General features: G+C 68.6%; 15 protein-coding genes. 3 read left to right on the forward strand and 12 right to left on the reverse strand.

Annotation, left to right across the window (positions count from 1 at the left end; translation table 11 throughout):
• From A5757_RS06565 to A5757_RS06580, 4 genes are all read right to left on the reverse strand, one after another.
• The coding region (locus tag A5757_RS06565; RefSeq protein WP_231983907.1) for an ATP-binding protein at positions 1-1,216 on the reverse strand (1,216 nt) is incomplete at its 3' end.
• Between the two features lie 12 nt (positions 1,217-1,228).
• Positions 1,229-2,584, reverse strand: a complete 1,356-nt coding sequence (locus A5757_RS06570; RefSeq protein WP_066830439.1) for an arylsulfatase — start codon at positions 2,582-2,584, stop codon at positions 1,229-1,231.
• A gap of 68 nt (positions 2,585-2,652) precedes the next feature.
• Positions 2,653-3,354 (reverse strand): GntR family transcriptional regulator, encoded by a 702-nt coding sequence (locus A5757_RS06575; RefSeq protein ID WP_156618225.1) that lies wholly within the window; start codon positions 3,352-3,354, stop codon positions 2,653-2,655.
• Between the two features lie 223 nt (positions 3,355-3,577).
• A complete protein-coding gene (locus tag A5757_RS06580) occupies positions 3,578-4,456 on the reverse strand; it encodes a formylglycine-generating enzyme family protein (RefSeq protein WP_066830447.1) in 879 nt (292 codons plus the stop codon).
• 66 nt (positions 4,457-4,522) lie between these two features.
• Between A5757_RS06580 and A5757_RS06585 the strand changes: the two genes are divergently transcribed.
• Positions 4,523-5,305, forward strand: coding sequence for a DUF1906 domain-containing protein (locus A5757_RS06585; protein WP_066830451.1), 783 nt, complete (start codon positions 4,523-4,525; stop codon positions 5,303-5,305).
• 7 nt (positions 5,306-5,312) lie between these two features.
• Here the strand turns inward: A5757_RS06585 and A5757_RS06590 are convergent, their stop codons facing one another.
• The 8 genes from A5757_RS06590 to A5757_RS23400 all read right to left on the reverse strand — a co-directional run bounded on the left by A5757_RS06590 (position 5,313) and on the right by A5757_RS23400 (position 12,501).
• Positions 5,313-6,713, reverse strand: a complete 1,401-nt coding sequence (locus A5757_RS06590; RefSeq protein WP_066830454.1) for a serine hydrolase — start codon at positions 6,711-6,713, stop codon at positions 5,313-5,315.
• A complete protein-coding gene (locus tag A5757_RS06595; RefSeq protein ID WP_066830457.1) occupies positions 6,710-7,408 on the reverse strand; it encodes a DsbA family protein in 699 nt (232 codons plus the stop codon). Before A5757_RS06595 ends, A5757_RS06590 begins: the two co-directional genes overlap by 4 nt.
• Positions 7,405-8,184, reverse strand: coding sequence for a maleylpyruvate isomerase family mycothiol-dependent enzyme (locus A5757_RS06600; RefSeq protein WP_066830460.1), 780 nt, complete (start codon positions 8,182-8,184; stop codon positions 7,405-7,407). The genes A5757_RS06595 and A5757_RS06600 overlap by 4 nt, the downstream gene beginning before the upstream one ends.
• Before the next feature lie 24 nt (positions 8,185-8,208).
• The gene (locus A5757_RS06605; RefSeq protein ID WP_066830463.1) at positions 8,209-8,439 is read right to left on the reverse strand and encodes a hypothetical protein; all 231 of its coding nucleotides are present in this window, start codon (positions 8,437-8,439) and stop codon (positions 8,209-8,211) included.
• Positions 8,440-8,500: 61 nt separating this feature from the next.
• Positions 8,501-9,979: a glycoside hydrolase family 130 protein gene (locus tag A5757_RS06610; protein WP_066830466.1), complete on the reverse strand. Its 1,479-nt coding sequence runs from the start codon at positions 9,977-9,979 to the stop codon at positions 8,501-8,503.
• Positions 9,979-10,992, reverse strand: a complete 1,014-nt coding sequence (locus A5757_RS06615) for a glycosyltransferase (RefSeq protein WP_066830469.1) — start codon at positions 10,990-10,992, stop codon at positions 9,979-9,981. The genes A5757_RS06610 and A5757_RS06615 overlap by 1 nt, the downstream gene beginning before the upstream one ends.
• A complete protein-coding gene (locus tag A5757_RS06620; RefSeq protein ID WP_369815916.1) occupies positions 10,989-12,089 on the reverse strand; it encodes a glycosyltransferase in 1,101 nt (366 codons plus the stop codon). The genes A5757_RS06615 and A5757_RS06620 overlap by 4 nt, the downstream gene beginning before the upstream one ends.
• A 253-nt stretch (positions 12,090-12,342) precedes the next feature.
• Entirely contained in the window at positions 12,343-12,501 is a 159-nt protein-coding gene (locus A5757_RS23400) for a DUF6307 family protein (protein WP_197497281.1), read from the reverse strand.
• 105 nt (positions 12,502-12,606) lie between these two features.
• Here A5757_RS23400 and A5757_RS06625 point away from each other — a divergent pair, with 105 nt between their 5' ends.
• Both A5757_RS06625 and A5757_RS06630 read left to right on the forward strand, forming a co-directional pair.
• On the forward strand, positions 12,607-12,852 hold the full coding sequence (locus A5757_RS06625) for a hypothetical protein (RefSeq protein ID WP_066830473.1): 246 nt from the start codon (positions 12,607-12,609) through the stop codon (positions 12,850-12,852).
• The gene (locus A5757_RS06630) at positions 12,849-13,115 is read left to right on the forward strand and encodes a hypothetical protein (protein ID WP_066830476.1); all 267 of its coding nucleotides are present in this window, start codon (positions 12,849-12,851) and stop codon (positions 13,113-13,115) included. Before A5757_RS06625 ends, A5757_RS06630 begins: the two co-directional genes overlap by 4 nt.

The raw sequence follows: 13,115 nt of genomic DNA on the forward strand, positions 1-13,115 counted from the left end.
TACCGGGCAGCCCACCGATGTCGGTGGCGCTCTTGCGGCGCACCAACTCCCGCGCCTTCCGCGCGGCGAGCCGGGCCCGTGCCGAGGCCGAGACCTTGGCGATGACGATCTTGGCCTCGGCGGGGTTGGCCTCGAACCAGTGCGCGAGCTTCTCGTGGCATGCCCTCTGCACGAAGGAGCGCACCTCGGCGTTGCCCAACCGGGTCTTGGTCTGCCCTTCGAACTGTGGTTCGGCCACTTTCACCGCGACGACGGCCGCCAGACCCTCGCGGATGTCGTCACCGGTGAGGTTGGCGTCCTTGTCCCGCAGGAGTTTCTTGTCCCGCGCGTACCTGTTGACCACCGACGTCAGCGCCGCCCGGAACCCCTCCTCGTGCGTTCCGCCCTCGTGGGTGTTGATCGTGTTGGCGAACGTGTGCACCGATTCGGTGTAACCGGCGTTCCACTGCATCGCCACCTCGACCTCGATGCCGGGGCCGCTGCCGGTGAAGCCCACGATGGTCGGGTGGATCGGATCTTTCGTCCGGTTGAGGTGGGCGACGAAATCGACCAGGCCGTCCGCGTAGTGGTACGTGCGCCGCTCGGGGTCGGGGGTGCGCAGGTCGGCCAGGGTGAGGATCAGCCCGCGGTTGAGGAACGCCATCTCCTGTAGGCGGCGCGCCACCGTCTCGAGGCGGTAGATGGTGGTTTCGAAGATGTCGGGGTCGGCCCAGAAGCGCACGGCGGTACCGGTTTCGGAGGTCGAGCTGCCTTGGGTGAGCTGACCCGGCACAGAGTGGTCGTAGGTCTGCGACCAGACATGTCCGTCGCGGTGGATCTCGACCTCGATCCGCGTCGACAGCGCGTTCACCACCGACACGCCGACACCGTGCAGACCACCGGAGACGCTGTAGGAGTCGGAGTCGAACTTCCCGCCTGCATGCAGTTGGGTCATGACGACGTCGATGGTGGGGATCCCGGTGGCGTGCTGCGCCACCGGGATCCCGCGCCCGTCGTCGACGACCTCGACGCCGCCGTCGGCCAGCAGGGTCACGTCGACCCGGCTGGCGTAGCCCGCCATCGCCTCGTCGACCGCGTTGTCGACGACCTCCCAGACCATGTGGTGCAACCCGCGTTCGCCCGTCGACCCGATGTACATGCCGGGTCGTTTACGGACGACGTCGAGGCCCTCCAGGATCGTGATCGAGTCGGCTCCGTAGCTGTTCGGCGGCGTCATGTGCTCGCGGCCCTACTCCGCGCGGGCGGGGACGAAGTCGACGGGCGCGCCGGCCGGGATGAGTTCCTCGGTCTTGACGCTCTCGTCGAACGCCTGGATGAACCGGTAGGCGTGCTGCATGACCCACCAGCGCACCCAGGTCTGGTTGACCGCCTCACGCTCCTTCGGGTCCTCGAGCAGGTTGGTGATGCGGGCGAAGCCGAGCGGGATCTCCGGATCGTGGAAGTGCTGCTGGCGCTTGAAGTTGATCTTGAATTGAGACCATTTCACGGCGTGCAACTCCTCATTGAGCCAGACCATGCAGCCGTCGCGGTTGGATTCCTCCGCGGCTCCCGCGAAGAAGTCGCGCTGGTCGATGCCGTCGATGATGCGGTCGTCCGGCACGTCGCAGCCGGCCCAGCGCAGCAGCGTCGGGAACATGTCGGTGACGTGCACCATGTCGTTGCTCTCGCGCGGCGCCACCTTCCCGGGCCAGCGGATCAGGCACGGGGTGCGGATGCCGCCCTCCGCCGAACTGAAGTAGGAGCCGTCGAAGAAGCCCGCGGTGCCGCGACCGGCCAGATGGTCCTCGGCGCCGTTGTCACCGGCGAACACCACGATGGTGTTGTCCTCGATCCCGAGTTCGGTCAGGTAGTCCAGGATGCTGCCGAAGTCGTGGTCGAGCATCAGCAGCGAGTCACCCCAGGCGCCGTTGGTGCTCTTACCCTTGAACTCCTCGCGCACCTCCATCGGGAAGTGCATCAGCGAGTGATTGTGGTACAGGTAGAACGGCTTATCGGCCTCGACGCTGCGCTTCATGAAAGCCTTGGCGCGACGGTCGTATTCGCCGTCCATCTCCCCCTTGAGCTTCACGGTCAGCTGCTGATCGGTGGTGTGGACGCCGTCGGTCTTGGTGCCCTCGTACATGTACGAATAGCCGTCGCGCTCGCCGTCGTACCACGGGTCGTCCGGCCAGAGGCACTCGTCGTAGGTGCGCGCCGGTCCGTACCACTCGTCGAAGCCGTGGTCGGTGGGCCAGCGGCCATCCTCCGCACCGATGTGCCACTTGCCGAAACATGCTGTGGCATAGCCTGCCTCGGAAAGGATGTCACCCATGGTGCGTTCCCAGGCGACGATGCCGCCGCCGTTGCCGCCCAGGGCGATCGTGTGGTTGCCCGAGCGGATCGGGTAACGGCCGGTCATCAGTGCCGAACGGGTCGGCGTGCACTGGGGTTCGACGACGAAGTGGGACAGCTTGAGCGATTCGGCGGCGAAGGCGTCTGCGCGGGCAGTGTCGGCGCCACGCAGGATGCCGCCGCCGTAGCAGCCGAGTTCGCCCATGCCGAGGTTGTCGACGTGGAAGTACACGATGTTGGGTTGTTCGGGCATGACGAATACACCTCTCGATCGGATTTCGGTTGATCCCGTGTGGGCGTGGTGAGTGGGAGGCGCTCGCGCTAAGGAGCGGGAGTGCCACCCCGTGCGGCGGTGGTCACCAGTGAGCACCGGTCGCCGCGGTATCGAACGGTCTCGAGGTCGAACGGGGTGCCGTCCTCGAGGTGGGTGAGACGGTGGAGCAGCAGCAGCGGTGCCCCCGGACGGATCTTCAGCAGTTCTGCGGTCCGCGCGTCGGCGGCCACGGATTCGACGGTGATCTCCGCCCAGCCCAGTCGCACGCCGAGTTCCCGTTCGATCAGGTCGAACACATCCTGCTGGCCGAGTTCGGCGTCGACGGGAACGGCGCCCACGCGCAGCGATGTCGTATCCAGCGACAGCGGCAGACCACCCACCGACCGCAGCCGCTCGATGAACAGGATCGGGGCGTTCTCGGGCAGCTGCAGCTTGGCGGCGACGAACGGCGTCGCCGTGGACTCGCGGATCGAGAGCACCTCGTTGTCCACCGGGAGTTGATGTCCGGCAAGCGATTCGGCCAGTCCTTCCAACCTGTCCAGGTGCTGGCGGAGTTTCGCTCCCGTGACGAAGGTGCCCGAACCCTGGACGCGGGTGATCAGACCCTCGCCGCGCAGCAGCTCCAGCGCTTCGCGGATCGCGTTGCGGCTGACGCCCAGCTCGGCGGCGAGTTGGGTCTCCGGCGGCAGCGCCGGGCGGGCGGCGGCAAGACCGCCGAAGGCGCCTTCGAGGATCTGGCTGCGCAGCACGTCGCGGACCCACCGCGCGGCGTCGGCCCGGGTGCCGGCGTACTCGCGCACCGAGGGACGGGGGAAGTCCTTCGGCGGGATGTTCGGGCGGCGGGGCATGGAATCACTGTGCCACCCGGAACGCGCGGTGGCGGATTACCGATTGTTACGCCACCTGCCCACGATGCGAAGTGCGAGGCCAGCGGCTCCTGGTCGGCGAAAGCCCCGCCGTTCCGCCACCCGCTCAGGCCACGCAGCGGAATCCGATGTGGGTCGTCGCGCTGTCCTGGGACTGCGACGACCGCGCCGACGGCCGGTAGCGGTGGCAGTACTCCGGCGCGCACAGGTGCGAGCCACCCTTGAGCGCCTGGTGCACCGACGGGTCCGGGGTCGTCGGCGGCGGACAGCAGCCGGTGTCGGCGGGCTCGTCGAGCCGGTGATGGCGGGTGTAGCGGGTCGTCGTCCACTCCCACACGTTGCCGATCATGTCGACGAGCCCGAATCCGTTGGCCGGGAAGCTCCCGACGGGTGATGAGCCGGCCCAGCCGAGCGCGCCGTCGTTGCGGTAGGGGAAGCGGCCCTGCCAGGTGTTGGCCATCAACCGCCCCTCCGGGCGCACCTCGTCGCCCCAGGCGTACACCGACGTCGACCCGGCGCGCGCCGCGTACTCCCATTGCGCTTCCGACGGGAGTCGCCGCCCCGCCCAGGCGGCGTAGGCGGCCGCGTCGGGATAGGCCACCTGCACGACGGGGTGGTCAGGCCGATCCTCGACCGTGGATTCCGGCCCGAACGGGTGTCGCCACGATGCGCCCGGTACCCAGGTCCACCACGCCCGCCAGTCCCGCAGATCGACGGGTCCGCCCGTGGGCTGGAACACCAGCGCGCCGGGAACCAGCTCCTCGCGCGGGACACCCGGGAAATCGGCGGGGTCCAGCGCGCGCTCGGCGACGGTGAGATAGCCGGTGGCCGAGACGAACTCGGCGAACTGCGCATTGGTCACCGGGTGGCGTTCGATCGCGAACGGCGGCACCGACACGGTGTGCACCGGCGCCTCCTCCGGATAGAAGTCGATCGATCCCATGCGGAACGCGCCACCGGGGAGGTCAACCAGTTCGGTCAGCATCCCGCCAGGCTAGATCCGGTCGGCCAACCCCTCAACAGCGCCGCCGATCGTTGTTACGATCGCGCCGTGTACGAGTCCCCGGCATCGACCCGCCGCGACGTCCTCAAATACGCTCTGGCCGCGCCGATTTCACTTGCGCTCGGCGCGGCGGCGGCCGTCGCCGGCCCGCGAGCGTCGGCGCAGAACCTGCGGCTGGTCGACTTCACCCACCGCCAACCCACACCCGAGCAGATCAAAGCGGCCGGGTTCGACGGGGCGCTGGTCTACGTGTCCGAGTTGCGTCCCGGCGCCGACTTCGACTTCAAACCGGTCACCCGTGCGTATACGGACGGCCTGCGGGCGCAGGGTCTGCACGTCGTCAGCTGCTACCAGTACGGCAAGCCCGGCTGGCCGAAGAGCCCGTCGGACTACACCCGTGGATTCGACGGCGGTGTGGCCGACGCCCGGACCGCGCTGCGCCTGCACACCGCCGCCGGTGGGCCCGCGTCGGCGCCGATCTTCTTCAGCATCGACGAGGACATCGACCTCGACACCTGGAACAGCATTGCGGTGCAGTGGCTTCGGGGCATCAACTCCGTCCTCGGCGTCCGCCGCACCGGTGTCTACGGACATGCCCGGGTGTGCGACTGGGCCATCGAGGACGGCGTCATCGGACCCTCCACGTCGGCCGGGCACTGGTGGGCCTGGCAGACCCGGGCCTGGTCCTACGGGGAGCGCGACGCCCGAGCGGTGCTCTATCAGTCCGTGGTGGTCAGCGGTTCCGAACCCGGGGTCGCCATCGGCAACACCCACGTCGACGTCGACGACGTCCTGGCCCCCGACTTCGGGCAGTGGGGTCTCGACCGCTGAAGCACGATCATCCGGCGAGGCCCAGGGCGCGTGCCGCCACCGTCGCGACATCGCCGCGCAGTTCGTTGATCGGCCAGTTCCCCCGCGGATGGATGGCGTTGGCGAGCAGGATCACGTAGCTGTCCGACGCCGGGTCGATCCACACCGACGTTCCGGTGAAGCCGGTGTGCCCGAAGCTGCCGACGGGGAAGACCCGGCCGCGCGGCATCGAGTACGACGTGTCGATGTCCCAGCCGAATCCGCGCAGATTCTGTCCGGCGATCGCGGGATAGCGCGGCGCCAGCAGCGGGTCCTTCCGGTTCGGTGGCGCCGCGAGGGTCGCCGCATTCGCCGCCGCCACCTGCCCGTCGGTGTGTCCGGGCTGCTGCGGTGTGGTCATCAGCACCAGCGTCTCGCGGCGAAGCGGAAAGCTGCTCGGGCGGTTGGCAAGTCGGTCGAGGAGCGCCTGCACGAACACACCGACATCCTGCGCGGTGGAGAACACCCCGGCATGCCCGGCCACCCCGCCCATGCGGCGCGTCGTCGTATCGTGCACCGCACCGCGGATCAGCTGATCGAAGTTCGGGTTCGTGCGCGGATCGGCCTTGCCTTCCACGTCGTGTTCGGTCGGTGCGATCCGCGACAGCAGGTCGGCGTCGGGCAGATATCCGGTCTCGGTCATGCCGAGCGGGCCGAAGATGTGCTGCTGCACATAGGCGTCCTCGCGCTGGCCGGTGATCTTCTCGAGGATCGCACCCAGCACGGCGAAGTTGATGTCGGAGTAGCGGAACACCTCCCCCGGCCGAGAGAACAGCGGGTTGGTGATCGCGCGGCGGAAGCCCTCCGCCCGGTCGGGTTTGGCCAGCCCCCACGGATCGCGCAGCTCGACGTCGGGGTGTTCGCCGGAGAAGTGGGTCAGCAGCATGCGCACCGTGACCTTGGCGCGCTCCGGGTCGTTCGCGGCGTTGAACTCGGGCAGGTACTTCTGCACTGGATCGTCGAACGCGATCCGGCCCTGTTCATAGAGCTGCAGCACGGCCGTCGCCGTGGCGAGCGGTTTCGTCAACGAAGCCAGGTCGAAGATGGTGTCCTCGGTCATCGGCTCCGCGGGCTCCGGCGCCCCGTCCAGCCCCGGTGCACCGGCGACCTTTCGGTCCCCGTAGGCCTGCCGGAACACGACCTCGCCGCCGTGCCCGACCATCACCACCGCACCGGGCAGTCGGTTCGCGGAGATGGCCGTGTTCACCAGCTCGGAGATCGGGGCGAACTCAGGTCCGGGAGCAATCCGCGGCAACGGCAGGGGTCGCGCCACCGGCGGCGGAGCGGCCGGTTGCGTCACCGACATGTCGGGGTGCACGGCGGGTGCGGCCGCGGAACCGCAACCCGACGCGGCGAGCACGACGGCGACAGCGAGGGCCGGAACCTTCATCGCAGCTTGTCGAAGTCGACGACCTGTCCCCGGTTGATCGACACCCAGTCCCTCGCCTCCAGATACGGTCGCAGCGTCCCGGTGATCGCTTTCCCGTCGGCCGGGGTCTTGGGGCGCTGCAGCTCGTAGAGGTGCGGGAACTCCGTCCACGCGACGACGGCGTCCCACAGCCGCACCGCCGCTTCACCGGTCGGCGGGTCGATGAGCACCGGCCCGAACAGGCACTGCCCGTCGGGGAAGAACAGCGTCGGCACCCCGTAGCCGCCGGCGTCGACCACGCGCTGGTGGTCGGCCATCACCTCGTCACTCGTCGTCGGATCGGCGATCGCCTCGTCGACCAGCGCGGGATCGAAGCCGAGCTCCTCCAAAAGGTGCCGGGCGACGGCCTTCTCGTGCGGTTTGTGCCCGTCGACGTGCAGGGCTCGCGCCGCACGCTCGTACCAGGCATCGACGTCGTCCATCGACCGGCGCCGCAGCAGCGCGCCGATACGCATCATCGACCAGCCGTAGGACCACTCCCGCTCCCACGGATGTTTCTTGCCCTCCTGGCGATTGATCTCCTCCAGGCTGAAGAACCGCCAGTTCACCTCGAGGCCGGTCCGGTCGCGCACCTCGCGAATCCACCGCGACGTCTGATAGGCGAACGGGCACATGACGTCGAAGTGGAAGTCGACGGACGTCGGATGCCCGGTCACATCGTGAACCTCAGGTTGCGGGCGGCGCGGTCGCCGAGTTCGTCATCGCCGGTCCAGCTGATCGCGCCCGAGTCGATCTGGGCCTGCGGGTCGATGCGCCCGCACGCGAGCATGACGAACGTCGTCGAATCGGTGGTGACGGTGACGTCCGGATCGTCGAGATGCTCCACCCTCTTGGCGCGGCCGTCGACGGCGACGTGCAGCTGCCGGGCGAGCGGCCCGGTGAGGTCGAACGTCAGGCTCTTGCCGTCGGGCAGACCGACCTTCTTGCCGACGATGTAGCCGATCGAGTTCTCCACCTCGGCCAGCGCCAGTTCCGCGGCGACACCGCCGTCGTCGGTCGCGCGGCCGAGCGGAATCGTGATGTCGCGCTCGTGCACCCAGAAGTCGAACACCCGGATCGCCAGGAAACGCCCGTAGGTGCCGGGGCCGACGGGCATCCAGGACGGGCGGGCGATGTCGGCGTCGGTGAGTGCCGCCAGATCACGGCGCCTGCGGTCGTAGACGCCGCGGAGCTTGTCGAGGTACGGGGCGTCGTCGGCGAGGAACTCCCCGGCCTTCTCGAACGACGGCGGCGTCGTGTCGTCGTCGGGCAACCAGCCGACCATCGCGGCCTCGATGCTCGTCACGTGGTCGACGACGCCGCGCATCGTCCAGTCCGGGCACAGCGACTGCGCCTGCCACTCGTCGTCGGTCAGGTCGGCGCACAACGTCTCGAATGCGGAGTAGCAGTGCTCCAGCGCGCCGCGGATCTCATCGAGGCTTCGGGTCTTCACGACCGCATCATCCCTGACCGGCGCTCAGCCGTGCCGGGAACAGTCATCGCCGTCCTCGTCGTGCTCGGTGGACAGCGGGTCCGGGTCACCCCCGGCCAGGACGTCGCCGGCCTCCGCCGGGCATCTACCGTGGAACGGGCCGTCCCGACATCGCCGTCCGCGGCGGTAGGCGCCGCCGCGGAAACCGTCCGCCCGGCAGTACCGTGCAGACCCCTCGACCGCACCGGCGTCGCCACCGCCCGAACCCACATCCATAGTGGTTCGATTCTGCAGCAGGTTCGGCACCGTCGATTCCGCTTTTTCCGCGTCGCCGAAGCTACCCGTCCAGCGCCGTGAGCAGGTCGTCCATCGGAACCGTCGCGACGCCGATCGCCGCGTCACCGATGCCGTACGGGACCACCAGCGTCCCGGCGTGCACCAGCGCGCCGCACGAGTAGACGACGTTGGGCACGTAGCCGTTCTGCTCGTCCGGTGCGGGTTCGAGGAGCGGCGTCCGCAGCTGCCCGAGCACCCTGGTCGGATCGTCGCGGTCGAGCAGGATTGCACCGATCCGGTAGGTGCGCATCGGCCCCACGCCGTGGGTGAGCACCAGCCACCCCGCCTCGGTCTCGATGGGCGGCCCGCAGTTGCCCAGCTGCAGGGTCTCCCAGCTCCGGGTCGGCCGCTGACACGGCTCCGAGGTCTGCCACACCGACAGGTGATCGGAGAACGCCACGGAATTCGACTCCCGGTCCGACCGCGACATCGCCGCATAGCGTCCACCGATCCGGCGAGGGAACAGTCCGAGGCCCTTGTTGGCCGCAGCACGCCCGACCATCGGCGTCGACGTGAAGGAGCGGAAGTCGGTCGTCGCCAGCAGCTGCTGGCTGATCACCGATCCGCTGTAGGCCGTGTACGTCGCGCAGTACCTCACCGAGCCGTCGTCCTCGACGAAGCGGACGAACCGGGCGTCCTCCATGCCTACCGCCTCCGCGCTCATCGCCGGCCACAGCACCCGCTCGGAAAGGTCTGTCTGCGAGCTGAACTCGATGCCATAGGTCCGATCGGCGATTTCCCGGATGCGCGCGATCGTGCTCTGCGCGTGCTCACGCGTGGTCAGGTTCGTCTGGAGCCGGTCGAGCTGCTCGCCGAGGTCGGCTCTGGTGAATCTGGCTCCGACCGCACCCAGGACGTAGTCCGCCGCCTCACCGTTGTCGTTGAGCCGGGCGAGCTCGCTGCGGAACACCTCGGCGTCCAGCAGCGTCGACGACGTCGTCCCGACGGTGGCGAACGGCGCCGCGTCGTCGATCACGACATCTCCGGCCGCACCGACGATTCCGGTGCGGAAACCGATCGACGAGCAGTGTCCCTCTCCGATACCGCGCACACTCATGACGAACCGCGCCGCCCCGGCCGGCAGACCGCTCTGATCGGGATGCGCCACCATGCTCGGGTTGCACAGCGCCGCTCCCTCGATCGCATATTCACTCGTGAACATGGCCCCGAGCAACAGCATTCGCGATTCGGAGCGGATGGCCGCCGGATCAAGGCGGTCAGCCAGCTCACGCGCGTGTCGCGTGAACGTGCCCGTCAGGTCACGGTGGCGTCCATCGAAGCGGGTGAAGACATCGGTCAACGAGTCCTGCACCTCCTCCTCGCCGAGCACCAGCGTCCGCGTCAGCACCGCTCCGGCCCGGGAGTTGTGCCGCTCGAACCCATCCTGGCCGGGCACGAACAACTTGGTGATGACCCGTGACGGATCGGCCGACAGGCGAACGGGGCTGCGGGTGGCCAAACTGCGGCGTACCGAGGTCATTACGCCGCCGCGGCGATACGCCGCGCGTGCTGCATCGTCGAGATCGCGGCGAGTGTGGACTCCGCGCCCTGGTTGAGGTTGACGCAATCGGCGAGCAGTCCGTCGTATCCCCCGCCGGTCTCCGAATCCCACATGGGCAGACCGGTGTCGTTGTCGCCGTCGAACCATGCGGCCGCGGCACGGACCCCGTCGGTCCACAGCGGCCTCGGGTCGACGGCGGCGGCGCGGGCACAGGCGTCGGCCAGGCTGGAGACCTCGATGGGCTGCTGGTCGAAGCCGGGTCGCGGGTCCGACGGTCCTCGGCCCCCCACCGGAGTGGGCGACAGGTGCCCGTCACGGGTCTCGTGGTCGAGCAGCCACTCGAGTAGATCGAGGCCGCGCCGGCACAGCGGCCCGGCCTCCATCGCCGTCCCCGCCGCGATCATCGCCTCGGGCAGAACGGCGTTGGCGTACGCCAGCCGGGCCTCAGGCCAGGGCCAGTCGGTGTCACCGCTGGGCGCGCCGAGCCCGTCGGCGTACTCGGCGATGAGTTGGTGGGCCACGGAATGGCCCGGGTCGGTCGCGAGCAGTTCCGCCGCGCCCAACACCGCGAAGGCCATGGCCCGCGGCGAGGCGGCCCGAACCTGCGCGGCACGCTCGAACTGGATGACGGCCATCTGCCGGACCGGGGAGACCGGACTGTGCGCCGCCGCGGTGCCGAGCCCCCAGACGCAGCGTCCCCAGCTGTCTTCGAGCGCGGGCTCGTCGAGCCAATTACCGTTGGCGTCCATACGGTTCCGGCAGGCGCCGGTCAGTGCCTGCGCCTGGTTGAGGAACCGGAGCGCCAGGCCTGCCAGCCCCTTGAGCGTCGGGTCGGAACCGGGTTCGCGGGTGGCGACGACAAGGACGCGCGCCATGTCGTCGGTGCAGTATCCGTGCTCCGGCCGAGGTTCGGTGAAGCACGCGTGTTCGAAGGTTCCCCGGTGGTCGGTCATGGCCAGCAGATGCCCGAACAGCGGCGGACCGGCCCTCATACGAGGGCCGGTCGCGCCGAGATGACGCGCTTGGCCAGCCGGAGGTAGTCCTCGGCCACCACGGGCCATGCCATCGTCGGGGCGAGCTGCCGGGCTGCGCCGGCCATGTCACCGGCCAACCGCGGCTGGGTGAGCACGCGGCGCAACGCCGAAGCCATCGCCGCGGGGTCGTCGTGGTCCACCACGATCCCCGCACCGGTGCTGAGGAGTTCGACGGCGTGCGGGAATGCGGTGGCGACGATCGGACGACCGCCGGCGACCGCGTCGACCAGCACACCGGATGTCGCCTGATCGGTCGAGTCGTACGGCAGCGCGATCACCGCAGCAGAGCGGATCAGTGCCGTACGGGACGCCGTGCTCCGATAGCCGTCCTCGAGATCGACCGAATCCGCGACGCCGTTGCGGCGCGCGCGGTCGAGGAGCGCTTCGCGGTAGGACTCCCCCTCGGCGGCAAGCACCTTCGGATGGGTGCGCCCGGCGACCACGTACTTCGGCCGGCCGGGGATGTCGACCAGTGCGGGCATCGCGTCGATCACCCGCTCGATGCCCTTCCCCGGTCCGATCAGACCCCAGGTCAGCACAATCGGCCGGCCGGATCGCTTCGGTGACTCACCGCAGGGCATGGTCGCGCCGTGCGGGATCACACTGATCTTGGCGTCGTCGACGTGAAAGCTCGACCGCAGCACCCGGTGCGCGGATTCGGACATCACGACGATCTGATCGGACTTCGCGGCAACCTCTTCCATCACCGCGCGCTGCCGCGCGGTCGGGTTCTTGAGGACCGTGTGGGCGACCACGACGGAAGGCACCCGTAGACCGCCCATGATGTCGAGGACTTCGTCTCCGTCCCGTCCGCCGTAGATGCCGTACTCGTGCTGGATGATCGCCACGTCGTGCCGATTGAGCATCTCCGCGCATGCCGCCAGGGAAGGCGCGGATCCGCTGACGACCTCTCCGACGATCCCGTCGCCTGTCGAGGCGACGTCGTCGGCGACCCGGACGATGCCCACATCGGTACCCAGACCGCGCAGGCCGCCGGCCAGCGCGGCACTGAAGGACGCGATGCCGCAAAATGTCGGCGCGTACGTGCTGAGCACGCCCACCGTGGGATTAGGCAAATAACGTTGTCCGACAGCGGAATCAACGGAATGATAAACGGAAAGAGTGTTCAAGGGGGTGGTCCCGACTGAAGGGGTTGTCACCGGCGTATCCAGTGTGAGCGGTTGCTCGGCGAGGTCAGCGGTTGACGGCTGACCTACTCCGGACTGGCTGGGTTCCAACCTCTTCAAGGCTACACCCGTGGGCGGGTCATGGACCCGCCTACGGATGAGCGGTCACAGCGTCGAGCGCTTACCGGATCTTTTCGGGAATCGAGTTCAGTACACGCAGCACGTGCACGGCCAGCAGGCTTGCGGCCTCGGCGTCCAGCTCTGAATTGGCCGTGATCGAGTCCCGCACCAGGTCGATCCGGATGTCGTAGGGCGATCGGATCGCCGTCGGGGATGCCATGGAATCTTCCTTTTCAGTCGGGCCTGTTCGCCCGTTACCGAGCAGCCCGACGGCCACAGTCTACCCCGCTTTTCGCAGTGGCGAATTTATTGACACACAACAAAAATGGGCGTGTACTGGAGGTTCACCACCATCAGAGGCGTCAGAATGCTTTCCAGAGTTGCAGCGGTCATCGCCGGGATCGTCGCGGCGGGCACCCGCGGCACAGACAATCGACGCCTCGACATCCGGCGGGCCTCGCTACGCCGCCGGCACCGGGAAGAGTTCGACGACCTCTCCCGCGACTCTCGCCTCCAGCATCAGGTCCGCGTAGACGACACCGCCGACATCACGACAGGTGGCGACCGATGACCACCAACACCGTGGTGTTGATCGCCGTCGTCGCCGCAGTCGCTCTGATCGCCGCCGCACTGTCGTTGGCGGTGACCTACCGGTTCCGCGCGGACCGTCGTCAGTTGGCCGGCGGCAGCATCCTCGACCAGGCCGTGCAGGACACCCAGGAGGACGCGATGCAGGCTGCGCGCGTCGAGGTGGGGATCGAGGCGTTCCGCACCCGCCGGAGAAGCGAAAAGCACTTCGGTGACGCAGATTTCGACGCCACCGAGCGCCACTGA

Origin of the sequence: Mycobacterium sp. 852013-51886_SCH5428379, assembly GCF_001665575.1 — a bacterium.
In the GTDB taxonomy this organism is placed as follows: Bacteria; Actinomycetota; Actinomycetes; order Mycobacteriales; family Mycobacteriaceae; genus Mycobacterium.

Excerpts from the sequence above, each read along its gene's own strand:
- A5757_RS06570 (WP_066830439.1), bottom strand. The coding sequence starts at position 2,584 with ATGCCCGAACAACCCAACATCGTGTACTTCCACGTCGACAACCTCGGC.
- A5757_RS06580 (WP_066830447.1), bottom strand. The coding sequence starts at position 4,456 with ATGCTGACCGAACTGGTTGACCTCCCCGGTGGCGCGTTCCGCATGGGA.
- A5757_RS06590 (WP_066830454.1), bottom strand. The coding sequence starts at position 6,713 with ATGAAGGTTCCGGCCCTCGCTGTCGCCGTCGTGCTCGCCGCGTCGGGT.
- A5757_RS06605 (WP_066830463.1), bottom strand. The coding sequence starts at position 8,439 with ATGGATGTGGGTTCGGGCGGTGGCGACGCCGGTGCGGTCGAGGGGTCT.
- A5757_RS06610 (WP_066830466.1), bottom strand. The coding sequence starts at position 9,979 with ATGACCTCGGTACGCCGCAGTTTGGCCACCCGCAGCCCCGTTCGCCTG.
- A5757_RS06615 (WP_066830469.1), bottom strand. The coding sequence starts at position 10,992 with ATGAGGGCCGGTCCGCCGCTGTTCGGGCATCTGCTGGCCATGACCGAC.
- A5757_RS23400 (WP_197497281.1), bottom strand. The coding sequence starts at position 12,501 with ATGGCATCCCCGACGGCGATCCGATCGCCCTACGACATCCGGATCGAC.
- A5757_RS06625 (WP_066830473.1), top strand. The coding sequence starts at position 12,607 with ATGGGCGTGTACTGGAGGTTCACCACCATCAGAGGCGTCAGAATGCTT.
- A5757_RS06630 (WP_066830476.1), top strand. The coding sequence starts at position 12,849 with ATGACCACCAACACCGTGGTGTTGATCGCCGTCGTCGCCGCAGTCGCT.